Origin of the sequence: Mesorhizobium comanense, assembly GCF_005503535.1 — a bacterium.
In the GTDB taxonomy this organism is placed as follows: Bacteria; Pseudomonadota; Alphaproteobacteria; order Rhizobiales; family Rhizobiaceae; genus Mesorhizobium; species Mesorhizobium comanense.
In genome coordinates, this window is record NZ_SCNN01000004.1 from 24,845 (window position 1) to 51,547 (window position 26,703).

Below are 26,703 nucleotides of genomic sequence, written 5' to 3' on the forward strand. Positions count from 1 at the left end.
TCCTCAAATCGTCGAACCGTTGGCCAGCAGCTTGTCGAGCCGGCCTTCCGCATCCAGTTCATGCAGGTCGTCGCAGCCGCCGACATGCGTATCGCCGATGAAAATCTGCGGAAAGGTCGTGCGGCCATGGGCGCGCGAAATCATTTCCTGGCGCAGTTCGGGCGAAAACGATGCGTCGTGCTCGGTATAGGCGACACCCTTGCGCTCCAGCAGCCGCTTGGCCGCCGTGCAGTAGCCGCACATCATGCGCGTATAGATCGTGACATCGACCATGACGGAATTCCACTTTCGTTGCCGACTTATATAGTCGCGGACTCGTCCGCCCGGAAGTCCCCCGGCAGTACACGGGCAAAGGTCAGCACGTCGACGGCAGCCGCCCCTCCTCTCTTCAGGGCCTTGGTGGCCGCACGCACCGTGGCGCCGGTCGTGTAGACATCATCGATCAGAAGCACCCTTCGGCCGGCGATCTCGATCTCGGCGTCATCGGGCACACGGAAGGCGGCCCGCACATTCTCGTCGCGCTCCTGCCGCTCCAGTCCGACCTGCTGGCGGGTGAGTTTGACGCGTCGCATGACGGACGGCGCGAAGGTCAGGCCGCTGAGCTCACAAACCGACCGCGCCAGTTCCGCGGACTGGTTGAAACGCCGCCGGAAGAAACGCCGCCAGTGAAGCGGCACCGGCACGACCACGTCCGCATCGGCGATGACGTCGGCGCCCACGCGCACCATCCAGCGCGCCATCCAGGGAGCGAGATCGGTGCGGTCCTGATACTTCAGCCCCTGCACCATCTGGCGGGCGACGCCGGAATAAGCGACCGCCGCCCGTGCCCGCTCGAAGGGCGGCGGATCGGCGATGGCCTCGGCCGACAGGAACCCCTCGCCCATATGGTGGGTAAACGGCGTGCCCATCACCGGGCACCAGGGCCGTTCCAGAAGCCTGAGCTTCGGCCAGCAGGCGCCACACAGCACGCCGGGCTGAGAGACCTGCCGGCGGCAGCCCGCGCAAACCGGCGGAAAAAGAATGCGGGCCGGCCAGTTCAGGGCCGAGTGGGCTGCCGACCGGGCCAGCTTCCCGATCTCGGCGGACTTGATCTTGAGCATAGGATCGGCCACGTGGTTGGTTCTCCACGCCTCTATACAAACCATATCAGGGCGCGGACAAACAAGGACCCATCCGTTGCAGCCCATAATGGACACATCCCTGTGGCTGGCGCACAAGCGGCGCGCGCTCACCCATCCGTCCGAAGGCGTGGATTTCCTGATGAACCGTGCCGCTGAGGACCTGGCCGACAGGCTGGGCGCCGTCGAGCGCAGGTTCGGCAAGGCGGCGGCGCTGTTTTGCCAGACGTCAGCCGCCGCCCAGGTCCTCGCGGCGAGCGGCAAGGTGGCCGATTTCGCCCGCGTCGAGGCGGATGCGGCTTTTCTGGACGGCGCCCCCGGTCTCGTCACGCCGTTTGAGACCATGCCGTTCGAGCCGCAAGGCCTCGATCTGGTGGTCTCGCTCCTCTCGCTGCAGGCGATGAACGACATTCCCGGCATGCTGATCCAGATCCGCCGCGCGCTGCGGCCGGACGGGCTTTTCCTCGGCGCCTTCGCCGGCGCCGGCACGCTGGGCGAATTGCGCGAAAGCCTGCTTGCGGCCGAAACCGAGCTTTACGGCGGCGCCAGCCCGCGCGTCACCCCATTTACGGACGTGCGGGATGCCGGCGCGCTGCTGCAGCGAGCCGGCTTTGCCTTGCCGGTCGCCGATGTCGAGACGCTGACCGTGCGCTATGCCAACCTGTTCGCCCTGATGGCCGATCTGCGCGCCATGGGTGAAACCGGCGCGCTCGCCGATCGCAGCCGGCGGCCGGGTTCGCGCAGGCTGTTTGCAAGGGCCGCCGAAATTTACGCGGAGCGTTTCTCCGACCCCGATGGCCGTATCCGGGCGAGCTTCTCGATGGTCTGGATGTCCGGCTGGGCGCCCGATGCATCGCAGCAGAAGCCGCTCAAGCCCGGTTCGGCCAAGGTGTCGCTGAAGACGATACTTGAAGAAGGACAGTAGGCAATCCGCTGGCGCGGACGCGCAAAATTACTGTGCGAAAGCGTTGGCAAGCCTGCTGGTGTTGCTGCTGAACAGCCAGGTGAGCGAGTTGAAAACCTGGCCGATGCCGCCGATGATCGTCAGCGACAGCACGCAGACGATCAGGGCGTATTCGACGGCCGTGGCGCCGTTCTCGTCCTTCAAAAACCGCAGCAGCACTGTTCTCATAGGCTCAATCCCCCTTGCCGGAACCTTACCGCCCATCTGTTAAGAAAGGTTAACGGCAAAGGCTTAACAGGCGGTGAAACGGCCCGCCTGTCGAAAATGTCTTAACCATGTCAGCAATCGCCGCTGGTCTTGCCGTCGGAGCCGATGATGCAGACCGAGCCGGGCTCGGACTGCAGCACGCTGCGCCGCACCGTGTAGGTGCCGCGATGGCTGATCGAGCCGGTGGCCGTCATGTCCAGGCCGGGAAAATCATCGCGAGCCGTCTGCGACCGCGTCTGGCTGTCGAGGAATGGCGTCGCGATCAACGCCAACGCCACCGCTGCGGACCCGAACAGCAGCGTTATGCGCAGGATGCCCATGCCGGCGTCGGCGGCGCGAAAGCCGCGCTCAGGCCGGATCGAATCCCAATCCCTGTCCAGGCTCATCCTGTCGCTCTCCACGCAATCGGCGACCGCGACGAGAGCGCGGCCTTGGATCAATTTTTCATGATCAGATAAATCTTCCATTAACGCTGGCTGATATGGACCACCCCTCGGTCCGCCGCCCGATCCTTAGAGCAGATCGATCAGGAACGGGATCAGCGGCGCATCGGCCGGCGGCATCGGATAGTCGCGCATCTGCTTCGGCCGCACCCATTTCAGCGCCTGGCCTTCCCTGGGTTGGGCGATGCCGCGGAAGCGGCGGCAGACGAAGAGCGGCATCAGCAGATGAAAGTCGTCATAGGAATGGCTGGCGAAGGTCAGCGGCGCCAGGCACGGGATGTCGGTCTCGATGCCGATCTCCTCATGAAGTTCGCGAATGATGCACTGTTCCGGCGTCTCGCCGGGCTCGACCTTGCCGCCCGGAAATTCCCACAGGCCGGCAAGCTGCTTGCCCGGCGGCCGTTGCGCCAGAAGCACGCGGCCGTCGGCGTCGACGAGCGCGCAGGCGGCGACGAGAAGCAGGCGCTTGCCGGGATTTGCCAGATCACTCATGCCCAACTTCACTCATGACCAACGTCACTCATGACCAGGCGGCCGCCGGTAATGATAGCGATAGACTTCCTCAAAACCGAGCGACCGGTAGAGCGCCAGTGCCGGCACGTTGCCGGCCTCGACCTGCAGCCAGGCTTCCCGGGCGCCGCGCAGCCGCGCCCACTTCAGCGCCGACAGGATCAGGTTGCGGCCATGCCCCCGGTTGCGCGCCGACTTGTCGGTAGCGACCTCGAACAGGCCCGCAAGGTCGCCATCATGCACGCAGATCAGCGTCGCCAGCGGCTCCGTCCCTTCCTCGAGCGCGAACAGCCCCGCCTCCGGCTGGATCGCTCCGATGATTTCCGACAGGCCGGGCCGCAGCGAAACATCCGAGCCGCTGACCTTGAGCGACGCGCCGATGAAGCGGCTGATGTCCTTCAGCGGGATCTGGTCCATGGCGGCGTCGAGCTGCGCGCTGGACAGCGGCAGCCGCATGACCAGCGATTCGTCGAACCGGCTCCAACCCTCCTTGTCCAGATGGCTGGCCAGATCGGGGCCTGACAGCGGCGACATGCGGAACGTCAGCGGCCGGCCATAGGCATCGAAACGGCGGCTGGCGCGGCCGATGCGGTCGGCGATGTGCTGGATGTCGCCGGGATCGAGCGGGTTGACCGAATTCAGCCGCTTGGCCGGATGGCCGGCGGTCAGCCGCACCACCCAGGTGCCGTCATAATGGACGGCGGCAGCCGGCCATGCGCGAAAGCCGGCGGCCTCGTAGCGGCGCACGGTCGCGAGCATGCTTGCCGGGTGGCGCGAAACCAAGGCGATCAGCTCCGGTAGTCGCCGTTGATGGTCACGTATTCCTTGGTGAGGTCGCAGGTCCACACCGTCGCCTTGCCGCGGCCGATGCCGATATCGGCGCGGATGCGGATATCGTCGCGCTTCATGTAGGCGGAGGTCTTTTCTTCCGAATAGGCCGGGTCGCGCTCGCCCTCATGCGCCAGCCTGTTGTCGCCGAACCAGATCGACAGCCTGTCGCGATCGGCGGGCTCGCCGGCCTTGCCGACGGCCATGACGACGCGGCCCCAATTGGCGTCCTCGCCGGCAACCGCCGTCTTGACCAGAGGCGAATTGGCGATCGACAGCGCGATGCGCTTGGCCGAGCGCGCCGACTTGGCGCCGGTCACGGTGACTTCGACCTGCTTGCGCGCGCCTTCACCGTCGCGCACCACCTGCAAGGCCAGCGACTTCAGCACCTTGCCGAGCGCCCGGCGGAACTGGCCGAGCCGGGCGTCTTTCGGGTCGGTTATTTCGGGCGCGCCGCGCTTGGCGGCCTTGCCGGTGGCGAAGATCAGCAGCGTGTCACTGGTCGAGGTGTCGCTGTCGACGGTCACCGCATTGAAGGTCTTGGCGGTGCCGCGCGAGAGCAGGTCCTGCAGCACAGGCGCCGCGATCGGCGCGTCGGTGGCGATGAAGGACAGCATCGTCGCCATGTCGGGCGCGATCATGCCGGCGCCCTTGGAGATGCCATTGATGGTGACGTCGGTGTCGCCGAGCTTCACTGTCTGCGTCGCCACCTTGGGATAGGTGTCCGTGGTCATGATGGCCTTCGCCGCCTCGGTCCACAGGTCCGGCTTGCCGTTGCTGACCAGCCCGGCGAGCAGATGGCTGAACTTGGTCGTGTCGAGCGGCTCGCCGATGACACCCGTCGAGGCGAGGAACACTTCGCCCGCCGTGCAGCCGGCCGCCTTGGCCGCCGCCTCGCCGGTCAGCGCGGTGGATTCGCGGCCCTTCTTGCCGGTGAAGGCATTGGCATTGCCGGAATTGACGATCAGCACGCGGGCCTTGCCGGCACCAAGGTTCTGCCGGCAGAAGTCGACCGGCGCCGAAGGGCATTTCGACCTGGTGAACACGCCGGCAACGGCAGTGCCGGGATCGAAGACCATGGCCAGGAGATCGGTGCGGTTCTTGTACTTGATCCCCGCCTCGGCGGTGGCGATGCGCACCCCTTCGATGACAGGCATCTCAGGGTATTTCTTCGGCGCGAGCGGTGAAATCGTCGTGGACATGGGAACCTCGGGCGGGAAAATCGCAAGGGAAGGCCGGTTTGCCCGATACGGCGCGCGCGTGCAAGGGCGTTTTCGCCGCGCCCCACCGGGGCAGCGGCCGGCGATTAAGCCTGCATTTCAAATCTGTTGGCGTGGCCGGGGCCTGTGGGGCTATGATCGCGCCCCATGGGCAGGCTTGTGATCCTCGCTTGGGCATTTCTGGGACTTTTGCTGCTGGGCGCCGACGCCGAGCCGGCGCGGCGCGTGGCGCTCGTCATCGGCAATGGCACCTATGCCGAGGCCGGCACGCTGGCCAATCCGGTGAACGACGCGCTCGATATCGCCGACAAGCTGCGCTCCATCGGTTTCGAGGTCATCGAAGGCAACGACCTTGGCAAGCGCGAGCTCGAGCGCAGCATCGGTGAATTCTCCGATGCGCTCGAAGGCGCGGGCGTCGGGCTTTTCTACTATGCGGGCCACGGCCTGCAGGTCGACGGGCGCAACTACATCGTACCGGTCGACGCGCGATTGGACATGCCGGTGAAGCTGCAGCTCGAAGCGGTGCCGATCGACGAAGTCCTCGACATCATGGAACAGCAGACCAAAGTCAGCCTGGTGTTTCTCGACGCTTGCCGCAACAACCCGTTTGCCCGCAGCCTAAGCCGCAGCGCCACGACCCGCTCGGCCACCGCGCTCGCCGGCCTGGCGCAATTCGATTCGACGCGTGGCTCCTTCATCGCCTTCTCGACCGCTCCGGGCGCCGTCGCCATGGACGGGACCGGGCGGAACTCCCCCTTCGCCCAGGCGCTGCTGCGGCATATCGCCGAACCCGGCCAGAGCATCAACGACATGATGATCGCTGTCCGCCGCGATGTGGTCTCGCAGACACGCGAGGCCCAGCGCCCGTGGGAGCAAGGCTCGCTGCTCGAACGCTTCGAATTCGTGCCGGGCGAAAGCCCCGCCCCCGCCCCCAAGCCGGCGGCGGAGCCGGCGCCGGCCACGCAGGTGGCCACTGCCGAGCGCTCCGTGGGCGACGACAAGAGCTCGATCGAAACGTTCCTGCGCCAGGATTATCTGGCGCCCGACGCCGGAGCGATGAGCAAGACCGTCAAGCGGCTCTATGGCCCGTCGGCCACCATTTTCGGCACGCGCTATGACGCCGACGCGATCGTCAAGGTGAAGACCGACTGGTTCGCGCAATGGGCCTCGTGGTCGCTTCACCTCGAACCCGGCAGCCTGGAAATCACCCCGCGAGGGGAAGACCGCGCCGAAGCGAACTTCGCCATGCGCTATGACTACCTGCCGAAGGACAAATCGGCGACCCGGCTCACCGGCAAGGCGCGCGTCACGCTAGGGCTGGTCAAGGCCGAAGACGGATGGCGTATCGAATCGGAAACCTCGCAGGCGATGAATTGACCACCCGACCTGAGCTTATCGCCGTTCCCATCTCGACGGCTTGCGCAAGCCATTGAAAAACGCACCGTTTCGTTTGACCGCGAGCTCACCTATGATTGCCGGCGAATTTTCAGGGCGAGGACAATTGGGATGGCCGAGAGTGCTGATCCGGCACGCAGATCGATAGGCGCCAAGCGCAATCCCGACAGCGCCGAAGCCATTCTGGAGGCGGCCGAAGCCGTTCTGGTCGAGGCGGGCTATGCCGGCTTCTCGATCGAGGCGGTGGCGCGCCGCGCCCGCGCCGGCAAGCCGACCATCTATCGCTGGTGGCCGAGCAAGGCTGCACTCCTGTTCGAAGTCTACCAGCGCCAGAAGCGCGTCGAGGTTCCGGATACGGGGAGCCTGGAAGAGGATCTCGCCGGCTTCCTGAAGAACCTGTTCGCGCACTGGCGCGAGACATCGTCGGGCAGCGTGTTCAGGTCGCTGATCGCCGAGGCGCAGTCGGACGAGACGGCGGCGGCAGCCCTTGCCGGCTATGCCGCAGGGCGCAGCGCCCATACCGGCCGGATCATCGAGCGCGCCAAGGCAAGGGGCGAGGTCGCGGCCGATATCGATCAGGCCGTGGTCGCCGATCTCGTGGCCTCCTACGCCTGGCGGCATCTCCTGACCAACCGGCTGGACGAGCCGGAGGCTGCGATACGCGAGGTGGTTCGCTACCTCCTGAGAGGCATCCAGGCACCCGTTGGATAGGGCGGCCGGCATTCGCCCAAGAAACGTTTGCCCATGAAACATTCGCCAAGAAAAAAGGCGCGGCGCCCTTCGGCTGCCGCGCCTTTTTATCAAAGCTTGACGGGCTTACTTGCCGCCTTCCAGCGTATCGACGGCCTGCTTGAGCTTGGCGTCGGGAATTTCGACCTTGGCGTCGGCGCGCAGCGACTTGACCAGCGCGAAATACTTGTCGCGGATGACGGCCTGCTTGGCCTGGTCCTTGACGTCGTCGAAGGCCGGCGGCTGCTTGGCGCGCTTGTCCTCGAGCTTGATCACGTGCCAGCCGAACTGGGTCTGCACCGGCTGCTCGGTGTATTTGCCGACGTCGAGCGCGAAGGCCGCCTTGTCGAACTCCGGCACCATCTGGCCGGGGCCGAACCAGCCGAGATCGCCGCCATTGGACTTGCCGGAGGGGTCGCTGGTGTGCTCGTTGGCGAGCTTCTGGAAATCGGCGCCGCCATCGAGCTGCTTGATGATCGCCTCGGCCTCTTCCTTCGTCTTCACGAGGATGTGACGGGCATGCACCTCATTGACCGGCGGCGTGTTGGCGATTTCCTGGTCGTAGCGGGCCCGGACCTCGGCATCGGTGACCTTGTCGACCACGCCCTTCTCGACCATTTCGCCGTGCAGCGCACGCTCCTGCAGGAAGGCCATGCGGCGCTGGAAGTCGGGATCCTTGTCGAGACCGTCCGTGACAGCCTTGGCGGCCATGACGCGAATCTCGATCGCGGCCGACAGCGCGGCGGCGCGGCGCTGTTCGGGCGGCAGCTGCGCGAACTGCTGCGACAGCTCGCCTTCGGCAAGCGTCAGGTCGGCTTCGGTCAGCGGCTGGCCGTTGACGGTGGCGATCACGGCATTCGGATCGACCGGCGCAGCGGCGGGAGCGGCGGCATCCGCCGGGGCGGCCGGAGCGGGAGCGGTCTCCTGCGCCATCAAAGGCGACAGGCAAAGAGCCGACAGGCCGAAGGCCAGGCCAAGGCTGGCGAGCGACGCACGGCTTAACAACAGGGGCATAAGGATGACTCCGGTGAAGGATTGTAGGGAGGGTTGGCTTCCAGATCAGCCTGATTGTGGCGGAATTTGGCGCGACCGGCAGGGCGAGCGCGGCGTTGACATCAGTTGAGCCCCCTCTTATCTGTCCAACGACTTGGCGTCCAGAACCGTTTTCCGGGCGCTTTTTGTGTTTGCCCATATTCAGGCGATGCAATCACGCGGATGTGATGGGGCCGGCCGGCGCTCGTCTCAAAGATTGAGAATTTTATCGAAAGGACCATTGAATGGTCAGTCTTGGCGGTCTCGCCCGTAAGGTTTTCGGTTCCTCCAACGACCGCCGGGTCAAATCGACCCGGCCGCGTGTCGAGGCGATCAACGCCATGGAAAACGAGATGCGGGCGCTCTCGGATGCCGAGCTTGCCGGCCGCACGCAGAAATTCCGGCAGGACATCGCCAATGGCGCCAGCCTCGATGACCTGCTCGTGCCCGCCTTCGCTACCGCGCGCGAGGCTTCGCGCCGTGTGCTCGGCATGCGCCCCTTCGACGTCCAGCTGATCGGCGGCATGGTGCTTCACAATGGCGGCATCGCCGAAATGCGCACCGGCGAGGGCAAGACCCTGGTCGGGACGCTGCCGGTCTATCTCAACGCGCTTGCCGGAAACGGCGTCCACGTCGTCACCGTCAACGACTACCTGGCCACCCGCGACGCCGAATGGATGGGCCGTGTCTACAAATTCCTCGGCCTGTCGGTCGGCATCATCGTCCACGGCCTGTCGGACGAGGAGCGCCGCACGGCTTACGAGGCCGATGTCACCTACGCCACCAACAACGAACTCGGCTTCGACTATCTGCGCGACAACATGAAGTACGAGCGCGCCCAGATGGTGCAGCGCGGCCACAATTACGCGATCGTCGACGAAGTCGATTCCATCCTGGTCGACGAGGCCCGTACGCCGCTGATCATTTCCGGTCCGCTCGAGGACCGTTCGGAAATGTACAACACCATCGACACCTTCATCATCCAGCTGCAGCCGCAGGATTATGAGATCGATGAAAAGCAGAAGACCTCGATCTTCACCGAGGAAGGCACCGAGAAGCTGGAGAACATGCTGCGCGTGGCCGGCCTGCTCAAGGGCGAGTCGCTTTACGACGTCGAGAACGTCGCCATCGTCCACCACGTCAACAACGCGCTCAAGGCGCATCGCCTGTTCCAGCGCGACAAGGATTACATCGTGCGCAATGGCGAGATCGTCATCATCGACGAATTCACCGGCCGCATGATGCCCGGCCGCCGCTATTCGGAAGGCCTGCACCAGGCGCTGGAAGCCAAGGAACACGTGGCGATCCAGCCGGAAAACCAGACACTGGCTTCCGTCACCTTCCAGAACTACTTCCGCCTCTACAAGAAGCTCGCCGGCATGACCGGCACGGCGCTGACCGAGGCCGAGGAATTCGGCAACATCTACGGCCTCGAAGTCACCGAGATTCCGACCAACCTGCCCGTCATCCGCAAGGACGAGGACGACGAGGTCTACCGGACGGTCGAGGAGAAGTACAAGGCGATCGTCAAGGAGATCCGGGAAGCCAGCGCCAAGGGTCAGCCGACGCTGGTCGGCACCACCTCGATCGAAAAGTCGGAGCAGTTGGCCGAGCGCCTGCGCAAGGAAGGCTTCAAGGACTTCGAAGTGCTCAACGCCCGCCACCACGAGCGCGAGGCGGCAATCGTCGCCCAGGCCGGCAAGCCCGGCGCCATCACCATCGCCACCAACATGGCCGGCCGCGGCACCGACATCAAGCTCGGCGGCAATGCCGAGATGCGCATCGCCGACGAACTGGGCGACATGCCCGCCGGCCCCGAGCGCGAGGAACGCGAAAAGGCGATCCACGCCGACATCGAGCGCCTGAAGGAAAAGGCGCTGGCCGCCGGCGGCCTCTATGTGCTCGCCACCGAACGCCATGAATCGCGCCGCATCGACAACCAGCTTCGTGGCCGTTCCGGCCGCCAGGGCGACCCGGGCCGCTCGAAATTCTTCCTGTCGCTCCAGGATGACCTGATGCGAATCTTCGGTTCCGAGCGCATGGACGGCATGCTGCAGAAGCTCGGCCTCAAGGAAGACGAGGCCATCATTCATCCCTGGATCAACAAGGCGCTGGAGAAGGCGCAGAAGAAGGTCGAGGCGCGCAACTTCGACATCCGCAAGAACCTGCTGAAATATGACGACGTCTCCAACGACCAGCGCAAGGTCGTATTCGAGCAGCGCATCGAACTGATGGACGGCGAAGGCCTGTCCGAGACGGTCGCCGAGATGCGCGAAGGCGTGATCGAAGAGATCGTCGCCAAGGCCATTCCCGAAAATGCCTATGCCGAACAGTGGGATGTGGCCGGCCTGAAGGCCGAGGTCGCCGAATTCCTCAATCTCGACCTGCCGATCGAGGAGTGGGCCAAGGAAGAAGGCATCGCCGAGGACGATATCCGCGAGCGTATCAGCGCGGCCGCCGAGGCTGCATCCAAGGAACGCGCCGATCGCTTCGGCCCCGAGGTGATGACCTATGTCGAGCGCTCGGTGGTGCTGCAGACGCTCGATCATCTGTGGCGCGAGCACATCGTCAACCTCGACCATCTGCGCTCGGTGGTCGGCTTCCGCGGCTACGCCCAGCGCGATCCGCTGCAGGAATACAAGGGCGAGGCGTTCGAGCTGTTCCAGGCGATGCTGGGCAATCTGCGCCAGGCCGTCACCGCGCAATTGATGCGCGTCGAACTGGTCCGCCAGGCCGCCGAGGCGCCGCCCCCGGAGGCGCCCGACATGTTCGGCAGCCACATCGACGGCTCGACCGGCGAGGACGATTTCCAGGGCGGCGAAACGGCCCTTCTGGTCCGCCAGGAGAGCAACGCGGTCGTGGCGCCGGAAGACCGCGACCCGAACAACCAGGCGACCTGGGGCAAGGTCGGCCGCAACGAAGCCTGCCCCTGCGGCTCCGGCAAGAAATACAAGCACTGCCACGGCGCGTTCGCGTAACGCAGCTCTTTCCTTCTCCCCGTTCCACGGGGAGAAGCCCCCTCACCCAACCGTTTCTTAAGGTGTCTCCGCTACACCAAGGCCTGAAAAAGAGGCGGAAAACGGAGAGAGATCGGGGTGCGCTTTTCCGCGGCCACGACTGCCGGGCGGTTCCTGCCGCAGCGCTTGGCGCTGCGCGTGGAGCCTCTGCTTGGCCGCATCGACGCCGTGCTGTTCACCGCCGATGAGCGCGGCGAAGCCGGGCGCATGTCGGTCATCGCCTTCTCGATCCGCATCATCAGCGCCGTCATCGCCTTCATCAGCCAGGTGCTGATGGCGCGCTGGATGGGCTCGTTCGAATACGGCATCTTCGTGCTGGTCTGGGTGACGATGGTCATCGTCGGCAACCTTGCCTGCCTCGGTTTCCACACCTCCGTCATCCGCTTCATTCCCGAATACCGCGAGCGCGGCCTCATGGACGAACTGCGCGGCATCGTCGTCGCCAGCCGCCTGTTCGTGCTGATTGCCTCGACAATCATCGCCGGGCTCGGCGCGCTCGGCGTCTGGCTGGCGGCACCCTGGCTCGAAAACTACTACGTGATACCCTTCATCCTCGGCATCATCTGCCTGCCGATGATCGCCCTGTCGGATCTGCTGCAAGGCCAGGCCAGGGCCAACAGCTGGGCGCTGTTTGCCCTCTCGCCGACCTATCTGGTGCGGCCGGTGCTGATCCTGATGTTCATGGCGCTGATGCTTTGGGCAGGCTATGCGCCCGATGCCAGGACAGCGATTTTCGCCTCGATCGCCGCCACCTATGTCACCACGCTCGCCCAGCTGGTGGGTGTCACACATCGCATGGAACGGCAGATACCCGCCGGGCCGATGAAGGTCCATTTCGCGCAATGGTTCATCGTCTCGCTGCCGATCTTCCTGGTTGAGAGCTTCTTCTTCCTGCTCACCAATGCCGACGTGCTGATGGTTGGCGCCTATATGGATCCCAACGACGTCGCCGTCTATTTCGCCACGGTCAAGACGCTGGCGCTGGTGCATTTCGTCTACTTCGCCGTCAAGGCCGGCGTTGCCCAGCGCTATGCCCAGTTCACGCATGGCGAGCCGGAGAAGCTTGCCGCCTTTGCGCGCGAAACGGTGTCCTGGACCTTCTGGCCGTCGCTGTTGATGGCGCTGCTGGTGCTGGCGCTCGGCAAACCCATGCTCGTGCTGTTCGGGCCTGAATTCACATCGGGCTATCCGCTGTTGTTCCTGCTCGTCTTCGGTGTCGTGGCGCGGGCCGCCGTAGGCCCGTGCGAAAGCCTGCTCACCATGAGCGGCAACCAGAACATCTGCGCCGCCGTCTATGCCATGACGCTGGCCTTCAACATCGGGTTGAACGTCGTGCTGATCCCGCTTTTCGGCCTGTGGGGCGCGGCCATGGCCACCGCCTTCGCCATGATCTTCGAGGCCAGCGCGCTGTCTTTCACCGTATGGCGCAAGCTCGGCATCGTCATGGCGATCTTCGTGCCAGCCAAAGGAGCCGCCTGATGGCCGCGATCCCGTTGCTTGAGGAAACCAGTGGCGGCACCGCCGGCGCCATGGTGTCGGGCCTGGCCGGCCTCGGCCGCGATGCCGACCCGGCCCATCTCGAAGTCCTCGCCAACAACCGGCCCGAGCGCAAGCTCGCCATCTACCCGGCGTCCGCAGGCTTCGACCTGGTCGAGGAGCTGGACTATCTCTGCGCCCGCACGATCGAGCCGAACGTCTTCTTCAATCCGCGCTTCCTGGCGCCGGCCATGCCCCGGCTGGAGGACCGCGAGGTGCGGCTGGCGGTCATCCGCGACGGCGACGAATACCGCAACCGCCTGCGGCTTCTGGTGCCGATCTCGGTCGAGCGTCCCGTCGTGCCGCTCGGCGTGCCGGTGATGCGCACCTGGTCGAGCCCGTTCGGTCCGCTCGGCACGCCGCTGATCGACCGTGATGATCCGGTCGGCGTGGTCGAGGACTTCTTCTCGATGCTGTCGCGTCCGCATCTCAAGCTGCCGAAAGTGCTTGTCCTGCCCGACGTGCGGCTCGACGGCCCGGTGGCGAGCCTCGTCGGCACCGTGGCCGAGACACGCGGCCTGATGCTGGTGACGACCAGCCAGACCTCGCGGCCGATGCTCGAGAGCAAGCTCGACGGCGACGATTATCTCAAGGCTTCGCTGCGCTCGCACCACTATCGCGAATTCCGCCGCCTGAAGCGGCGTCTGGCCGACCTTGGCAAACTCGAACATGCCGTGGCGCGCGCGCCCGAAGATATCCGTCACGCCATAGAGAGCTTCCTGACGCTGGAAGCGTCCGGCTGGAAGGGCCGCGAGCGCACCGCCATGGCGATCGACCGTTTCCGCGCCGCCTTCGCCCGCGAGGCCGTGCACCGGCTCGCCGAACAGGACATGTGCCGCATCCATTCCCTGACGCTCGACGGCCGCACGATCGCCAGCCTGATCGTCTTCGTCGAAGCCGGCGTCGCCTATACCTGGAAGACGGCCTATGACGAGACGCTGGCCAGCTATTCGCCGGGCACGCTGCTGATGATCGAAGTGACCCGGCAGCATCTCGACGATCCCAACATCATGATGACCGATTCCTGCGCGGTGCCCGACCATCCGGTGATGAGCAGGCTCTGGACCGAACGCAAGCCGATGGGCACGCTGGTGATCGGGCTGACGCCGGATGCCGACCGTCCCGCCCGCCAGGCGGCCTCACAGCTGCACCTCTATCGCGAGACCCGCAACATGGCGCGCATCCTGCGCAACCGCATGAAGAGCCTGTTGAGGCGCCGCTAGAGCAATTCCAGCAAAAGTGCGAAGCGGTTTTGCGTCCGGAAATTGCGTCAGAACAGAAAGATAGAGCGTTACCGGCGATTCCGTTTCGCCGGTAACGCTCTAGGCCTTCGCCTGTTGTCGAAGCCGGGCGCTCCGGACTGTTCGGGCCCGGAGCGCTCATGCTTACGGCCTATTCCAGGCCCTTGGCGCGATTCCAGGCGTTCGACCACATCTTCAGCGCCTTCTGGTCGAGCGCTTTGGGCAGATGAAAGCGCTTCTGGGCTTCCGCCGAAGGATAGAGGTTCGCGTCGCCTGCCATCTTTCCGTCCAGCATCGCCAATGCCGCTTTGTTCGCGGTCGAGAACCCGGTGTCGTTGGCAGCCGCGGCGGCGATCTGCGGACGCATGACAAAGTCGATGAAGGCATGCGCCGCTTCCGGATGCGGGGCGTCCGCCGGGATCGCCAGCACGTCGGCCCAGACCAGATTGCCTTCCTTCGACAGGCGATAGGTGATGGAGAAGGGCCGCTTTGCCTCCTTCGCCCTGATGTCGGCTATGTGCATGTCGCCTGAGAAGCCGAGCGCCACGCAGGCATCGGCTTCCGCAAGGTCGTTGATGTAGCTCGAACTGTGGAACTTGCGCACATAGGGGCGAACCTTGGCCACCACGTCGACGGCCTTCTGCAGGATCTCGGGATCGGTAGTGTCCGGATCGAGCCCGAGATAGATCAGCGCCAGGCCCAGCACCTGCTCCGCATCGTCGAGCATGACGACACCGCATGGGGCGAATTTGGCGACGATCGCGGGGTCGAAGAGCATGCGCAGCGAATCGACCGGGGCGTCGGGCATGATCGCGCGGACCTTGTCGATGTTGTAGCCGACGCCGGTCGTGCCCCACATCCAGGGCACGCCATGCGCCCCATCCTTGTCGACTTCGTCGACGCGGGCGACCACCGCCGGATCCAGATTTCCAAGGTTGGAAAGCCGGCTCTTGTCCAGCGTGCCCCAGACGCCGGTCGGAAGCTCGCGCTGCATGTGCGGCGACAGGTTGATGGTGACGACATCGTAACCCGAGCCGCCGGTCAGAAGCTTGGTTTCGACGATGTCGTTTGAGTCGAACAGGTCGTAGGTGACCTTGATGCCGGTCTCCTTCTCGAATTGCGCGACCGAGTCGGGACCGAAATAGGATTCCCAGGAATAGAGGTGCAGCACCTTCTCCTCGGCCAGCGCCGGGGACGCAAAAAGGCATGCCGCGACAAGCGCGAGCCAGATCTTCATCATTTCCTCCCTTGGTGAAAACCCCCGGTCAGGGGGTCATGCTCTCATGCAAGGCACTTCAAGTCGCATTCCGGGCGAGCAGGCGCTCCGGCGTCGGCTCCATCAGTGCGCCGTAGAGATCGGATCGCCGGTCGCGAAATACGCCCCAGCCACGCCGCGCGCTGGCAATCTCGTCCAGGTCGAGTGCCGCTGTTATCACGCATTCGCCGACACGGTCGGCTTCCGCCAGCTTGGCCCCGGTGTGGTCGGCGATGAAGGACGAGCCGTAGAACACGACCTCGCCGGCATCGCCTTTCTCGGCGCCAACCCGGTTGGCGGCGATGACGGGTGTCAGATTGGCGCCGGCATGCCCCTGCATGACGCGTTGCCAGTGGTCGCGCGAGTCCCAGCCGGGATAGGACGGCTCGGAACCGATGGCCGTGGGATAGATCAGCACCTCGGCGCCCGCCAGCACCATGGCGCGCGCCGCCTCGGGAAACCATTGGTCCCAACAGACACCCGTGCCGATCCTGCCGGCGGCGGTTTCAAAGACGCGAAAGCCGGTATCGCCGTCGGCGAAATAGAACTTTTCGCAATAGCCCGGGCTGTCGGGGATATGGCTCTTGCGGTAGTGGCCCAGAACCTTGCCGTCGGCGTCGATCATGACCAGCGTATTGAACAGGCGCGAACCATCGCGCTCGAACAGCGAAACCGGCAGCACGGCGCCTGTTTCGCGGGCCAGCGCGCTCATGCGCTCGATGGTCGGATGGCCGGCGAGCGGACGCGCGCGCGCATCATGGCGCCGGTCTTCGTCAATGCAGAAATAGAGGCCTTCGAAGAGTTCTTGCAGCACGACGAGCCGCGCACCCCGCCGGGCAGCTTCGCGAACATGAAGCTCGAGCTTCTCAAGATTGGCTTCGGTGTCGTCGGTGCAGGAAATCTGAACGGCGGCGGCAATCAGCTGACGCATGGTTTCACCTCACAGGGGTTGTTGCTGGGTGACGCAATGGATGCCGCCGCCATTCTCATAGATGCGGTCCATGTCAAGCTGGACGATGCGCCGCTCGGGATGCAGCCGGCCAAGCGTCTCCTTCGCCAGCGCATCGGCCTTCGCGTCGCCGAACTGCGGTGTGTACAGCGCGCCGTTGCCGACATAGTAGTTGGCATAGCTGGTGAGAACGTCGTCGCGCGTCGATCGCGCCTTTGTGGCCGCGGGTATGGAGACCACCTCGAAACCGCGCCCCCTGGCATCCCTGGCCTTGGCAAGGATGGCGAGGGCTTGCGCATGCGCCCGCCCCCATTCGGAAGCATCGCCCGGCCAAGTGCTGGCGACGACCAATCCAGGCTTCACGAAGCGGAGCGAGCCGTCGATGTGGCCGTCCGTGATGTCTTTTGCCCGGACGCCGGGAACCCAGATCACGGTTTCGACGCCCAGGATCGACTTGAGGTGCGCTTCGATATCGGCGCGGCTCAGACCCGGATTGCGGTTGTCGTTGACCCAGCAGCTCTCGGTCAGAAGCAAGGTGCCGTCGCCGTCATATTCGATGCCGCCGCCTTCACCCCGGATCGCCGCGGCATGGCGAGGGATGCCAAGATGCCTGGCGACACCGGCCGCCACCTCGGCATCACGCGCATGCGCCTGTTTGTTGCCCCAGCCGTTGAAGCCGAAATCGACGGCGATGGGACCTTTCGCAGAGCGCACGAAAACCGGACCGCAATCGCGCATCCACATGTCGTCGGTCGCGAGGTCGACGAGTTCGACCCGAGGGCCGCAAAGCGCGGCGGCAAGGGTGTGCTGATCCGCCGGCGCGGCCATCGCCACCGGTTCGTTCTCGGCGATCGCCGCCGCGAGCCTGCCCAGCGTTTCCTGTACGCTTTCGTAGTAGGCCCCGGACCCGCCATAGATCGCCGGCGTGCTCGGCCAGGCCATCCAGGTTCGGGCATGCGGCTTCGCCTCCGCCGGGGCTACGCCCGTCCAGTCGTCGGCCCTTGCTGTCTTGATCACGATCTCAGGCATGACCGCCAAACCCGCTGCCAGGATGAATTCGCGACGCGTCCATGATGTCCTCATCGGTGACCCGCTACAGCGGCTGTTCCTGGGTGATGCAATGGATGGCGCCGCCCGCCGGCACGACGGCGCCGACATCGACGGTGACGATGCGCCGCTCGGGGAAGGCGCGCGCGACCGCTGCCTTCGCCTCTTCGCCGGACGGACGGCCGAAGGTCGGCATCACCACGCCGCCATTGACGAGCGCGAAATTGATGTAGGAGCGGGCAAAGACCTCGCTGGTCGCCTCGACGTCATAGGCCTCGGGGATCATGATGACCTCGAAATCGCGTCCACGCGCGTCGGTCTGGCCGCGCAGAGCGGCAAGATTGTCGGCGAGAATACGCCCGTGCAGATCGGATGGATCGGGATTGTATTCGAACATCACCACGCCTGGACGCACGAAGCAGCACATGCCGTCGACATGGCCGTCCGTCTCCAGATCCAGCGGATCCCCCGGCAGCCAGACGACCTTTTCCATGCCGAGCATGCGCATCAGCTCCTTTTCCACCCACGCCTTGGCCATGCCCGGGTTGCGGTTGGAATGGAGCAGGCTGGTCTCGGTCACGATCAGCGTGCCCTCGCCATCGGTCGTCAGCGAGCCACCCTCGCAATGCAGGAAGGACCGCAGGGCAAGAGCCCCCTCATGGGCGAGCACCCGTTCGGCAAGGGCGTTGTCCTGATCATAGGGCTCGTGCTTGCGGCCCCAGGCATTGAAACGCCACGACACGCCCGCGAGGCCGCCGTCGGCCCGTTTCAGGAATGTCGGACCGGAATCGCGGATCCAGCAATCGTCGATCGGAATTTCGACGACCTCTATGCCCTCGCCCAGCATGGCCCGGGCGCCGTCGGCGTGATCAGGGTGGGCCACCATGCTGACCGGTTCGAACCCGGCTATGGCGCGGGCGACATCGGCATAGGCCTGCTGCATGGCCGGCAGCTTGGCGGCATACATGTCGCGCCGGTGCGGCCAAGCCATCCATGTCTTGGCGTGAAGTTCGAACTCGGCGGGCCGGCGGAACCGCAACTGCTGTGCCGGCCATTCAACGGCGTTCATGAAATGCTCCATTCATTTGTGGTTCTCATTGTTAAGCAGGCCAAGCCGGCATACAACTGAGAAGCATTCCTGCTTAGAATGAATGGAATTCATGAATGGTGAAGTTCCGCCATATCCCGCCGACCCAGTTCCTGAAGGGCTTCGAGGCCGCGTCGCGGCTGGAAAACTTCAGCCGCGCGGCCGAGGAGCTGGGCCTCACCCAGTCCGCCATCAGCCACCAGATGCGCCTGCTGGAGGGCCATATCGGCCAGCCCCTGTTCCTGCGCAGCGGCCGCGAGGTGCGGTTGACGGACGCTGGGCGCGATTATCAGCGCACGGTGCGCCGCTGTCTTGAGCTGATGGAGGAGGGCTATCGCCGCCTCGAACCCTACCGGAAGCCCGGCAGCGTGGTCATCTATGCCCCGCGCGACTTCGCCCGGCGCTGGCTGCTGCATCGCCTGCCGTCGCTGCGGGCGGCGGCCCCGGGCTGCGAACCCTGGCTGGACACGAGCGGAACGCCGGTCGATTTCGAGACCCTGGAAATCGACCTTGCGATCGTCCACGCCGACGCACCGCCGGAGGGCTGTGAAAGCCTGCTGATCGCGACAGACGTTCTGTCCCCGGTCATGACGGCGGAACGCGCTGCGTCCTTGCGGCAAGCTCCCGACCTGCTTGATGCGCCTCTCATTCATGACGAGCGCCCTATCGGCTGGGCGGACTGGTTCCTGCACGCCGGCATCGCGGTGAACGGAACCTGGGCGGGAAGCAACTTCAGCGACAGCGATTTCGCCCTGGCCGCTGCCGAGCTCGGCCAGGGCGTGGCGCTCGGCAGCCTGACGCTTGCCGAGAAGGCGCTTGCCGATGGGTCACTAAAACAGCCCTTTGGTCATGTTCTTGAAACCGGCCGCGCCTGGTATGCCATATCGACGCCCGACCGGCTCAGGGATGCCGACGTGCGCGGCGCATGGAATTGGCTGCGGGACGCTACAGCCGACCGTGGCACACCACCTTGAAGGCAATCTTCCGGGCCCGGGCGGCGCGTTCGGTACAGGCAATTCGGCATGTCGGGACTGCCGGACCGATAGCCTATCGAATTTGATCGGGAAGTTGCGGGCTGAGATCGGCCTTTTGCCAGGTCAACTGAAGATCGAAATTGACCGGAACCGTCCGGCGCCGCTTCTTCGAAAGGCGGTGGTGCCCCTAGCCGGGATCGAACCAGCACTCCTTGCGGAACTCGATTTTGAGTCGAGCGCGTCTACCAATTCCGCCATAGGGGCTCAGGCCGGGCGGCCTGGATGGCGCGGACTATACGGTTGGGTGCCTGTTCGTCAACTGGCCAATTCTCCCAAAAATCCGGCTGCGACCAAACTTCGCCTTTCGATTTCGTGGCGGCGCTGCCATTGTGCGGCGCGGAAAATCTTTCTAGACAGGCGGCGCGTCAGGGCGCGGCGTGGCTGAAGACATGGATGCGGCGCCTTACGTCCTTTCACCCATGCCTTTGTCCCAAGCCGGTTATGCGTGTTTGGGCGATTTGCATTAGGAGAGCCGATGCTTCGCGGACTTTACGACTGGACCTTGTCGCTGGCGGCGCGGAAATCCGCCGAATGGTGGCTGGCCTTCATCGCCTTTGTCGAAAGCTCCGTATTCCTGGTGCCGGCGGACGTCCTCTATCTGCCGATGGCGCTGTCGCGCCCGGACCGGGCCTACCGCTACGCGCTGGTCGCCACCGTCGCTTCCGTGTTAGGCGGCGTTGCCGGCTGGTTCATCGGCCACTACGCCTATGACGCAGTGGCGCGGCCGATCCTCGAATTCTACGGCAAGTATGACGAGTTCGAACAGCTGCGGGCTTCGGCTGGCGTTGGCATCGAGCTCATCGTTCTGATGCTGATCACCTCGGGCGCGGCGCATCTGCCGCCGATCAAGGTGGTGACGATCCTGTCGGGCGCTCTCGGCGTCAACCTGGTGCTGTTCATCGTGCTGGCCATCGTGGCGCGCGGCGGCCGCTTCCTGCTGCTGGCGTGGCTTTTGCGCCGCTATGGCGAGCCAATCCGCGAATTCATCGAAAAGCGCCTCGGACTGATCGCCGGAGCCGCCGCGGTTGCCCTGATTTTGCTCTATATCCTGATCAAATACGCGCTCTGAGGCCTTGGTCTCAAAACCGATATCGGTTTTGAGACGGGCAAGCGCACCTGGCGGGCGGCGAACACAACGGACGAAAGACCCATGACAGCGACCATGAATGCCGATACCGGACGCCAGCGCACGCGCATGGCCTTGTTTCTCGCCATCGCCATGGCCGCGACTGTCGGCTCGGCGCTCGGCTTTGAGCATATCGGCGGCTACATCCCTTGCCATCTCTGCCTGGAGCAGCGCACCCCCTATTATGTCGGCGTGCCGTTGATGGTGCTGGCCGCGATTGCATCGATACTGCGCGCGCCCGCGTGGATTACGCGCGGCCTGCTGGCGATCGGCGGCCTGCTGATGCTGTACGGCCTCTATCTCGGCATCTACCACTCCGGCGTGGAATGGCACTGGTGGGCCGGTCCGACCGATTGCACGGCCGGCGCCGCACCGGTCGACACCGGCGGCAAGGGCGTGCTCGACGCGCTCGACAAATTCGTCCCGCCCTCCTGCGACAAGGCGGCGCTGCGCATCCTCGGCCTGTCGCTCGCCGGCTGGAACGCCATCGCCAGCCTGATCCTGGCCGCCGTCGCCTTCCGCGGCGCGCTGGCCCGCGACTAGCTAAACCAGCGCGACGCGGAGTTCGCCCAGAAATTCGGCCGGCTGAGTCGAGTGCCGCGGCTTTCGAGAGCCGGAGCGGAGCGTACTCAAGGACGTGAGCTCAGTTCCACTGCGATGCAGCAGAATAGGGAAAGCTCGGTAAGCTGCGTCAGGCGGCCAGCATGGCGGATTTCTGCCGAACTCTATGGTTCGAGTTCGACATCCCAGTAGAGATAATCCATCCAGCTTTCATGCAGATGGTTCGGCGGGAACAGCCGGCCGTTGTTGTGCAGATCATGCACGGTCGGCTGATACGGCTTCTGCAGCGGCCACATCTTGGCCTGCGACGGCATCATGCCGCCCTTCCTCAAATTGCACGGAGAACAGGCGGCCACGACATTCTCCCATGTCGTGGCGCCGCCGCGATGGCGCGGGATGACATGATCGAAGGTCAGGTCTTCAGGCGTGCCGCAATACTGGCACTGGAAACGATCGCGCAGGAACACATTGAAGCGCGTGAAGGCAGGATGCCTGGACGGCTTCACATAGGCCTTCAGGCTGACCACGCTGGGCAGCCGCATCGAGAAGGTCGGCGAGGAAACCGCGTGCTCGTATTCGGCGACGATGTTCACCCGGTCGAGGAACACCGCCTTGATGGCGTCCTGCCAGGACCAGAGCGACAAGGGGTAATAGCTGAGCGGACGGTAATCCGCATTCAGCACCAGCGCTGGAAGCCCATCCGGAGATACGGCAACCGTCACCTTGTTGACCTCCTTGGTTCGCGCATGGCCCCGAAAATCGAACTCGACTTCCGGAAAGGATCATGCGCCGCTTCAAAAGTCCTTCCGTTCGGCGCGGATACTGTAAGCCCGACATGACAGGGATGTGAAGCGGATTGTCGTTGGGACGAAGCGCCAAAAATACCCCATTTTCATGCTTTTTCGGCAGTTCCGCTCGGCGGGGCGGCATCCCTGCCCCTGGTCTCGCGGTAGTAGGACCAGAAAAGCCGCGATGCGACCCCTCGCCAGGGGCTCCATGATTCGGCCAGCGCGATCAGCATTTTCTCCGGCGGACGCGGCTCGATGCCCAGCGCATGGCCGACCGCGCTCTGCAAGGCGACGTCCCTCGCCGGGAAGATGTCGGGATGCCCGGCGGCGAACAGCAGATAGACTTCGGCTGTCCAGGGACCGATCCCGGGCACCGCCGTCATCGCCGCGATCGCCTCCGAGGCGTCCAGGGAGCAGAGATGATGCAGGTCGAGACCGTCGGCCACCGCCTGCGCGACCGCGATCAGTCCACGCTGCTTGGGCCGCGACAGGCCGGCCTCACGGAACATGTCCTCGCCCGCCGCGAGGATCGCCAGCGGCGTCAGCGGATCGACGAGCTTCGTCAACCGGCCGAAGATCGCATCGGCGCTGGCGCGTGACACCTGCTGCGAGACGATGATCGAGGCGAGGCTCCTGAACCCCGGCTCCGAAAGCCTGAGCGGCACCTCTCCGGCCATGGCGCGCACCTTTTCCAGGCGCGGATCGATGACGCAAAGCGCATCGAGCCCGCGCGCAACGTCGTCCAGTGTCGCGATGCGTTGCATGGTATCCTTGTCCTCGAATGTGCCGCAAAATAACAACGGCCAAAACCGCCGCACAACCCGATTGCCGCTCGAGACATGACGCTCCTGACATTCCGCTTCGCGCCCAGCCCCAATGGTGACCTGCATCTGGGGCACGCCTATTCGGCTCTGCTCAACAAGAAGCTGGCGGACGTCCATGGCGGCCGCACGTTGCTGCGCATCGAGGACATCGACACGACGCGGTGCACGCCGCAATTCGAAGCCGGCATGCTTGCCGACCTGGAATGGCTGGGGTTCGGCTGGGAACAGCCGGTGCGGCGACAGTCCGAGCATTTCGCCCAATACGGAGCAGTGCTCGACCGGCTGATCCGCGAGGAATTGGTCTATCCCGCCTTCATGAGCCGTGGCGAAATCCGCGCCTTCATCGCCGACAGCGAGAAGCGCGGGCGTGACTGGCCGCGCGACCCCGACGGCGTGCCGCTCTACCCGCCAGCCGACAAGGCGCTGCCGATGAAGGAGCGCAAGCAGCGGATTGCCGACAATGCGCCCTTCGCCTGGCGGTTGGACGTGGCCGCCGCCACGGCGCGTACCGGCAAGGACCTGGCATGGAGCGAATTCACCGATGAAACGCTGTCGGCGACGCATCCCGTGGAGGCGCGCCCGCAGGATTGGGGCGACGTGATCGTGGCACGGCGCGACATCCCGACCAGCTACCACCTCGCCGTCGTCGTCGACGATGCCCTGCAACGCATCAGCCATGTCGTGCGCGGGCAGGATCTGTTTTCCGCCACCAGCGTGCAGCGCCTGCTCCAGCAACTGCTCGGTTTGCCGCAACCCGCCTATTTCCACCATCGGCTCATCCTCGGCCCGGACGGACGCAAATTGTCGAAAAGTCTGCGCGATACGGGCCTTGCAGCACTTCGTGATGCCGGAGCGTCGCCGGAAGATGTCAGGCGGATGGTCGGGCTCTGAGCTCTCGCCGCCGTTGAATTCCGGTGATGCATGGATCAATCGTTTCGTTTTGCACACCGGACTGAACGGGATTAGAGCATCGCCAGATTTCACCAGCGCGGCGGTTTTCCAAAAATGCAGAGCCTCAAGCGGTTCATCCCCGCCACCTTCGTTGTCTTGTGGGCAACCGGCTTCATCGGCGCCCGCTATGCCATGCCCTGGGCGGAACCGTTCACCTTCCTGGCGGCGCGTTTCGTCATCGCCGCGATCCTGTTTGCCGTCCTCACGCTCGTGCTCGGCTCCAGGAGAGCCACGCGCAAGGAAGCGCTCCATGCCACCGGCGCCGGTGTGCTGATGCATGGCGTCTATCTCGGCGCTGTCTTCTGGGCCATCCACCGCGGCATGCCGGCGGGGTTTTCGGCGCTGATCGTCGGCCTGCAGCCGCTGATCACGGCCGTGCTTGCCGGCAAGTTTCTGGGCGAGGCGATCCTGCCCCGCCACTGGCTCGGCCTCGGCATCGGCCTGATCGGCATCGTCATCGTGCTATGGCCGAAGCTTGGAGCGCTGGGCGGCGGCGTGACGGCCGCGACATTGACCGCGTCGCTGATCTCGGTGCTCGGCATGGCCGCCGGCACCATCTGGCAGAAGCGCTTCGCGTCCGGCGGCGACCTGGTGGCGGCAACGATGTGGCAATATGTCGGCGGCTCAGCACTCATGATCCTGGCGGCCCTTGCCTTCGAAACCCACACCGTCGTCATCAATGGCGAACTGATCTTCGCCATGGCGTGGCTGGTGCTGGTGCTGTCGGTCGGCGCCATCTTTCTCCTGATGGTGATGATCCGCGACGGCGAGATGTCGAAGGTGGCTTCGCTGTTCTACCTGGTGCCGGCCGTGACGGCCATCATCGCCTGGGCCCTGTTCAACGAACAGCTCAACGCGCTGCAGATCGTCGGCATGGCGATCACGACGTTCGGTGTTGGCCTGGCCACGGCGAGACAGAGCAAGGGAAAAACTGAGGAATTGAGGAATTGAGGAATTGAGGAATTGAGGAGAAGCGCACGCACAGCGCGCCAGACATGCCAATTTTTCTTCAGGTCTTCATTTCCCCATCCGCCCGGCACAGCCTCATCCAACCCGCGCCCGCGCCTCCAGATAACGGCTGATCGCGGCATTGAGCTCGCCGCCCAGGATGAAGATCGCCGAGACGATGTAGAGGAAAACCACCGCGATCATGATCGAGGCCAGGCCCGCATAGGTCGTCACATAGGACGAGAAATGGTCGAGATAGGTGGCAAACATCGTCGAACCGATGAGCCATGCGGCCAGTGTGAAGATGATGCCCGGCACCAGCGAGACGAAACGGCGCTTGCCGGCCGGCAGCCAATAGTGAACGGCAAACAACCCGCCGATGATGACGGTCGAGGCAATGACGTAGCGCCACAGCGTGATCGTGCCGGTATAGGGTTTGATCCACTCGAAATGCGCCTCCGCCAGCCGCGCCAGCAGCGGGGCGAACACCAGCAGCACGCTGATGGCCAGGAACCCGGCGGTGGCGATCAGCACGAAGAAGATGCTTTGTATCCGGCGGTAGATGATGCCGCGCGTCTCGGTGACGCGATAGGCGCGGTTGAGCGACGTGCGCAGCGCCTCGATGCCGTTCGAGGCGAAATAGGCAGCAAGCAACACGCCGTAGGTCAACAGGTCGCTGCGCCGTACCGTCAGAACGTTGAGCACCTCGTGCGCGATCGGCTTGGCGATCTGATCGGGCCAGGTGTCGAACACCAGATGCACGGCCGTGTCGGCGAAGGCTTGTGCACCGAGGAAACTGCCGAGCGTCGTGGCGAAGATCAGGAACGGAAACAGCGCCATCAGCGAAGTGATCGCCAGGTGGCTGGCCATGGCCCAGCCGTCATCGGTGTTGAAATGGCCGATCGCGTCGTAGAGCACGCGGCGCAGGGCGACAATATTCCGCAGCAAGAACGCGCGCTCCCTTCGATTGTCTCGACGCCGCGAATATGGGAAGTGAATGCGGCAAATGGCAACCCTTCGTCAAACCACGAATTCAACAGCGATAGAGTTGCGCACCATCATCGTCACCGGTGCGTCTTCCGGCATTGGGGCGTACTGCGCCCGCGCGTTGAAGGCCGAAGGCTGGCGGGTGTTCGCCACCGCGCGCAAGCCGCAAGACATCGCCGCACTCGAAGCTGACGGCATCGAGGCCTTCTATCTCGACTACAGCGAACCGGAGTCCATCGCCGCCCTGGTGACGACGGTGCTTGGCCGCACCGGCGGCCGGCTCGACGCGCTCTTCAACAATGGCGCCTACGCCCAGGCCGGCGCCGTCGAGGACCTTTCCGTGGCGGCGCTCAGGGAGCAGTTCGAGGTGAATTTCTTCGGCTGGCATGATCTGACGCGCCGGCTTGTGCCTGTCATGCGCCGCCAGGGCCATGGCCGCCTCGTCCATTGCTCGTCGATCCTCGGCCTGGTGCCAGTGCGCTTCCGCGGCGCCTATTCGGCTTCCAAGCACGCGCTCGAGGCGTTGATGCTCTGCCAACGCCAGGAACTGGAAGGCAGCGGCGTCCAGGTTTGCCTGATCGAGCCGGGCCCGGTGAAATCGAAGATCGCCAGCAACGGCCTGCCCTGGTTCCTCAGGAATATCGACCACGAGAACTCCGTGCACCGGGTGGAGTATGAAGCACAGCTGGAGCGGCTGCGCGCCGGCGGCAGCCAGTCGGCACTGAAGCCCGGGCCGGAAGTGGTCCACAAGGTTCTGCGCCATGCGCTTCTGTCGCGGCGCCCGCGCCCGCACTATGTGGTAACAGTGCCGGCCAGGATCGGCGCGGCGCTCAAACGTGTCCTGCCGGCATCGATACTCTACCGCCTGATGGCCAAACGCGCCTGACCGCGAAACAACTGGAAACG

At 64.7% G+C, this 26,703-nt stretch carries 27 protein-coding genes and 1 tRNA gene; 12 read left to right on the plus strand and 16 right to left on the minus strand.

The window, feature by feature from the left end; all coding sequences use genetic code 11:
* Window positions 1–3 precede the first annotated feature (3 nt).
* Both grxC and FFS37_RS08865 read right to left on the minus strand, forming a co-directional pair.
* The gene (grxC, locus tag FFS37_RS08860) at window positions 4–273 is read right to left on the minus strand and encodes a glutaredoxin 3 (protein WP_137930572.1); all 270 of its coding nucleotides are present in this window, start codon (window positions 271–273) and stop codon (window positions 4–6) included.
* 26 nt (window positions 274–299) lie between these two features.
* Window positions 300–1,112: a ComF family protein gene (locus tag FFS37_RS08865; protein ID WP_137930573.1), complete on the minus strand. Its 813-nt coding sequence runs from the start codon at window positions 1,110–1,112 to the stop codon at window positions 300–302.
* Window positions 1,113–1,176: 64 nt separating this feature from the next.
* On the opposite strand from FFS37_RS08865, the gene FFS37_RS08870 reads away from it, so the two are divergent.
* Window positions 1,177–2,043, plus strand: a complete 867-nt coding sequence (locus FFS37_RS08870) for a methyltransferase domain-containing protein (RefSeq protein ID WP_137930574.1) — start codon at window positions 1,177–1,179, stop codon at window positions 2,041–2,043.
* Between the two features lie 27 nt (window positions 2,044–2,070).
* On the opposite strand, the gene FFS37_RS08875 is transcribed toward FFS37_RS08870, so the two are convergent.
* The 5 genes from FFS37_RS08875 to argJ form a co-directional block, all read right to left on the minus strand.
* Window positions 2,071–2,250, minus strand: a complete 180-nt coding sequence (locus tag FFS37_RS08875) for a Flp family type IVb pilin (protein ID WP_137930575.1) — start codon at window positions 2,248–2,250, stop codon at window positions 2,071–2,073.
* 110 nt (window positions 2,251–2,360) lie between these two features.
* Complete coding sequence (locus tag FFS37_RS08880; protein WP_137930576.1) at window positions 2,361–2,675, minus strand: hypothetical protein; 315 nt, start codon at window positions 2,673–2,675, stop codon at window positions 2,361–2,363.
* Window positions 2,676–2,801: 126 nt separating this feature from the next.
* Complete coding sequence (locus FFS37_RS08885) at window positions 2,802–3,224, minus strand: (deoxy)nucleoside triphosphate pyrophosphohydrolase (RefSeq protein ID WP_137930577.1); 423 nt, start codon at window positions 3,222–3,224, stop codon at window positions 2,802–2,804.
* Between the two features lie 24 nt (window positions 3,225–3,248).
* Window positions 3,249–4,001 carry a GNAT family N-acetyltransferase gene (locus FFS37_RS08890; protein WP_137930893.1) on the minus strand — a complete coding sequence of 251 codons (753 nt, stop codon included), beginning with the start codon at window positions 3,999–4,001 and terminating at the stop codon, window positions 3,249–3,251.
* A 29-nt stretch (window positions 4,002–4,030) separates the two neighbouring features.
* A complete protein-coding gene (gene argJ, locus FFS37_RS08895; RefSeq protein ID WP_137930578.1) occupies window positions 4,031–5,272 on the minus strand; it encodes a bifunctional glutamate N-acetyltransferase/amino-acid acetyltransferase ArgJ in 1,242 nt (413 codons plus the stop codon).
* Window positions 5,273–5,437: 165 nt separating this feature from the next.
* Between argJ and FFS37_RS08900 the strand changes: the two genes are divergently transcribed.
* Entirely contained in the window at window positions 5,438–6,667 is a 1,230-nt protein-coding gene (locus tag FFS37_RS08900; protein ID WP_137930579.1) for a caspase family protein, read from the plus strand.
* Window positions 6,668–6,796: 129 nt separating this feature from the next.
* Window positions 6,797–7,396 (plus strand): TetR/AcrR family transcriptional regulator, encoded by a 600-nt coding sequence (locus FFS37_RS08905; protein ID WP_137930580.1) that lies wholly within the window; start codon window positions 6,797–6,799, stop codon window positions 7,394–7,396.
* 105 nt (window positions 7,397–7,501) lie between these two features.
* Here the strand turns inward: FFS37_RS08905 and FFS37_RS08910 are convergent, their stop codons facing one another.
* Window positions 7,502–8,428 carry a peptidylprolyl isomerase gene (locus tag FFS37_RS08910; protein WP_137930581.1) on the minus strand — a complete coding sequence of 309 codons (927 nt, stop codon included), beginning with the start codon at window positions 8,426–8,428 and terminating at the stop codon, window positions 7,502–7,504.
* A 263-nt stretch (window positions 8,429–8,691) separates the two neighbouring features.
* Between FFS37_RS08910 and secA the strand changes: the two genes are divergently transcribed.
* From secA to FFS37_RS08925, 3 genes are all read left to right on the plus strand, one after another.
* Window positions 8,692–11,424, plus strand: coding sequence for a preprotein translocase subunit SecA (gene secA, locus FFS37_RS08915; RefSeq protein WP_137930582.1), 2,733 nt, complete (start codon window positions 8,692–8,694; stop codon window positions 11,422–11,424).
* 117 nt (window positions 11,425–11,541) lie between these two features.
* Complete coding sequence (locus FFS37_RS08920; RefSeq protein ID WP_137930583.1) at window positions 11,542–12,942, plus strand: lipopolysaccharide biosynthesis protein; 1,401 nt, start codon at window positions 11,542–11,544, stop codon at window positions 12,940–12,942.
* Window positions 12,942–14,222, plus strand: coding sequence for a GNAT family N-acetyltransferase (locus tag FFS37_RS08925; protein WP_137930584.1), 1,281 nt, complete (start codon window positions 12,942–12,944; stop codon window positions 14,220–14,222). The genes FFS37_RS08920 and FFS37_RS08925 overlap by 1 nt, the downstream gene beginning before the upstream one ends.
* Before the next feature lie 169 nt (window positions 14,223–14,391).
* Here FFS37_RS08925 and FFS37_RS08930 read toward each other — a convergent pair whose 3' ends face one another.
* The 4 genes from FFS37_RS08930 to FFS37_RS08945 form a co-directional block, all read right to left on the minus strand.
* Window positions 14,392–15,477 carry an extracellular solute-binding protein gene (locus tag FFS37_RS08930; protein ID WP_171026218.1) on the minus strand — a complete coding sequence of 362 codons (1,086 nt, stop codon included), beginning with the start codon at window positions 15,475–15,477 and terminating at the stop codon, window positions 14,392–14,394.
* 58 nt (window positions 15,478–15,535) lie between these two features.
* Entirely contained in the window at window positions 15,536–16,426 is an 891-nt protein-coding gene (aguB, locus tag FFS37_RS08935) for an N-carbamoylputrescine amidase (protein ID WP_137930586.1), read from the minus strand.
* 9 nt (window positions 16,427–16,435) lie between these two features.
* Window positions 16,436–17,473: an agmatine deiminase family protein gene (locus FFS37_RS08940; RefSeq protein ID WP_137930587.1), complete on the minus strand. Its 1,038-nt coding sequence runs from the start codon at window positions 17,471–17,473 to the stop codon at window positions 16,436–16,438.
* Between the two features lie 64 nt (window positions 17,474–17,537).
* Complete coding sequence (locus FFS37_RS08945) at window positions 17,538–18,560, minus strand: agmatine deiminase family protein (RefSeq protein ID WP_171026219.1); 1,023 nt, start codon at window positions 18,558–18,560, stop codon at window positions 17,538–17,540.
* A 95-nt stretch (window positions 18,561–18,655) separates the two neighbouring features.
* Between FFS37_RS08945 and FFS37_RS08950 the strand changes: the two genes are divergently transcribed.
* Window positions 18,656–19,552, plus strand: a complete 897-nt coding sequence (locus FFS37_RS08950) for a LysR substrate-binding domain-containing protein (protein WP_137930589.1) — start codon at window positions 18,656–18,658, stop codon at window positions 19,550–19,552.
* 179 nt (window positions 19,553–19,731) lie between these two features.
* On the opposite strand, the gene FFS37_RS08955 is transcribed toward FFS37_RS08950, so the two are convergent.
* Window positions 19,732–19,816: transfer RNA gene (locus FFS37_RS08955), tRNA-Leu, on the minus strand.
* 271 nt (window positions 19,817–20,087) lie between these two features.
* On the opposite strand from FFS37_RS08955, the gene FFS37_RS08960 reads away from it, so the two are divergent.
* The gene (locus FFS37_RS08960) at window positions 20,088–20,681 is read left to right on the plus strand and encodes a YqaA family protein (protein WP_137930590.1); all 594 of its coding nucleotides are present in this window, start codon (window positions 20,088–20,090) and stop codon (window positions 20,679–20,681) included.
* An 81-nt stretch (window positions 20,682–20,762) separates the two neighbouring features.
* Window positions 20,763–21,281: a disulfide bond formation protein B gene (locus tag FFS37_RS08965; protein ID WP_137930591.1), complete on the plus strand. Its 519-nt coding sequence runs from the start codon at window positions 20,763–20,765 to the stop codon at window positions 21,279–21,281.
* A 182-nt stretch (window positions 21,282–21,463) separates the two neighbouring features.
* Here FFS37_RS08965 and FFS37_RS08970 read toward each other — a convergent pair whose 3' ends face one another.
* Together FFS37_RS08970 and FFS37_RS08975 are read right to left on the minus strand one after the other, a co-directional pair.
* Entirely contained in the window at window positions 21,464–22,021 is a 558-nt protein-coding gene (locus FFS37_RS08970) for an HNH endonuclease (RefSeq protein ID WP_137930592.1), read from the minus strand.
* Between the two features lie 170 nt (window positions 22,022–22,191).
* Window positions 22,192–22,851 carry a DNA-3-methyladenine glycosylase family protein gene (locus FFS37_RS08975; RefSeq protein WP_137930593.1) on the minus strand — a complete coding sequence of 220 codons (660 nt, stop codon included), beginning with the start codon at window positions 22,849–22,851 and terminating at the stop codon, window positions 22,192–22,194.
* Between the two features lie 75 nt (window positions 22,852–22,926).
* Here FFS37_RS08975 and gluQRS point away from each other — a divergent pair, with 75 nt between their 5' ends.
* Window positions 22,927–23,802, plus strand: a complete 876-nt coding sequence (gene gluQRS / locus FFS37_RS08980; RefSeq protein WP_137930594.1) for a tRNA glutamyl-Q(34) synthetase GluQRS — start codon at window positions 22,927–22,929, stop codon at window positions 23,800–23,802.
* Between the two features lie 114 nt (window positions 23,803–23,916).
* The gene (locus FFS37_RS08985; protein WP_137930595.1) at window positions 23,917–24,813 is read left to right on the plus strand and encodes a DMT family transporter; all 897 of its coding nucleotides are present in this window, start codon (window positions 23,917–23,919) and stop codon (window positions 24,811–24,813) included.
* Window positions 24,814–24,906: 93 nt separating this feature from the next.
* Here the strand turns inward: FFS37_RS08985 and FFS37_RS08990 are convergent, their stop codons facing one another.
* Window positions 24,907–25,758 carry a YihY/virulence factor BrkB family protein gene (locus FFS37_RS08990; protein ID WP_137930596.1) on the minus strand — a complete coding sequence of 284 codons (852 nt, stop codon included), beginning with the start codon at window positions 25,756–25,758 and terminating at the stop codon, window positions 24,907–24,909.
* A gap of 58 nt (window positions 25,759–25,816) precedes the next feature.
* Between FFS37_RS08990 and FFS37_RS08995 the strand changes: the two genes are divergently transcribed.
* Window positions 25,817–26,683, plus strand: a complete 867-nt coding sequence (locus FFS37_RS08995; protein WP_137930597.1) for an SDR family oxidoreductase — start codon at window positions 25,817–25,819, stop codon at window positions 26,681–26,683.
* Window positions 26,684–26,703: the final 20 nt, after the last annotated feature.

Bases quoted from the DNA above. Each gene is read 5' to 3' on its own strand.
- FFS37_RS08975 (WP_137930593.1), bottom strand. From the start codon at position 22,851: ATGCAACGCATCGCGACACTGGACGACGTTGCGCGCGGGCTCGATGCG.
- argJ (WP_137930578.1), bottom strand. From the start codon at position 5,272: ATGTCCACGACGATTTCACCGCTCGCGCCGAAGAAATACCCTGAGATG.
- FFS37_RS08885 (WP_137930577.1), bottom strand. From the start codon at position 3,224: ATGAGTGATCTGGCAAATCCCGGCAAGCGCCTGCTTCTCGTCGCCGCC.
- FFS37_RS08965 (WP_137930591.1), top strand. From the start codon at position 20,763: ATGACAGCGACCATGAATGCCGATACCGGACGCCAGCGCACGCGCATG.
- FFS37_RS08960 (WP_137930590.1), top strand. From the start codon at position 20,088: ATGCTTCGCGGACTTTACGACTGGACCTTGTCGCTGGCGGCGCGGAAA.
- FFS37_RS08890 (WP_137930893.1), bottom strand. From the start codon at position 4,001: ATGCTCGCGACCGTGCGCCGCTACGAGGCCGCCGGCTTTCGCGCATGG.
- FFS37_RS08900 (WP_137930579.1), top strand. From the start codon at position 5,438: ATGGGCAGGCTTGTGATCCTCGCTTGGGCATTTCTGGGACTTTTGCTG.
- FFS37_RS08995 (WP_137930597.1), top strand. From the start codon at position 25,817: ATGGCAACCCTTCGTCAAACCACGAATTCAACAGCGATAGAGTTGCGC.
- FFS37_RS08940 (WP_137930587.1), bottom strand. From the start codon at position 17,473: ATGCCTGAGATCGTGATCAAGACAGCAAGGGCCGACGACTGGACGGGC.
- FFS37_RS08880 (WP_137930576.1), bottom strand. From the start codon at position 2,675: ATGAGCCTGGACAGGGATTGGGATTCGATCCGGCCTGAGCGCGGCTTT.
- FFS37_RS08945 (WP_171026219.1), bottom strand. From the start codon at position 18,560: ATGAACGCCGTTGAATGGCCGGCACAGCAGTTGCGGTTCCGCCGGCCC.
- FFS37_RS08875 (WP_137930575.1), bottom strand. From the start codon at position 2,250: ATGAGAACAGTGCTGCTGCGGTTTTTGAAGGACGAGAACGGCGCCACG.
- FFS37_RS08910 (WP_137930581.1), bottom strand. From the start codon at position 8,428: ATGCCCCTGTTGTTAAGCCGTGCGTCGCTCGCCAGCCTTGGCCTGGCC.
- FFS37_RS08950 (WP_137930589.1), top strand. From the start codon at position 18,656: ATGGTGAAGTTCCGCCATATCCCGCCGACCCAGTTCCTGAAGGGCTTC.
- gluQRS (WP_137930594.1), top strand. From the start codon at position 22,927: ATGACGCTCCTGACATTCCGCTTCGCGCCCAGCCCCAATGGTGACCTG.
- FFS37_RS08985 (WP_137930595.1), top strand. From the start codon at position 23,917: ATGCAGAGCCTCAAGCGGTTCATCCCCGCCACCTTCGTTGTCTTGTGG.
- aguB (WP_137930586.1), bottom strand. From the start codon at position 16,426: ATGCGTCAGCTGATTGCCGCCGCCGTTCAGATTTCCTGCACCGACGAC.
- grxC (WP_137930572.1), bottom strand. From the start codon at position 273: ATGGTCGATGTCACGATCTATACGCGCATGATGTGCGGCTACTGCACG.
- FFS37_RS08905 (WP_137930580.1), top strand. From the start codon at position 6,797: ATGGCCGAGAGTGCTGATCCGGCACGCAGATCGATAGGCGCCAAGCGC.
- secA (WP_137930582.1), top strand. From the start codon at position 8,692: ATGGTCAGTCTTGGCGGTCTCGCCCGTAAGGTTTTCGGTTCCTCCAAC.
- FFS37_RS08930 (WP_171026218.1), bottom strand. From the start codon at position 15,477: ATGAAGATCTGGCTCGCGCTTGTCGCGGCATGCCTTTTTGCGTCCCCG.
- FFS37_RS08925 (WP_137930584.1), top strand. From the start codon at position 12,942: ATGGCCGCGATCCCGTTGCTTGAGGAAACCAGTGGCGGCACCGCCGGC.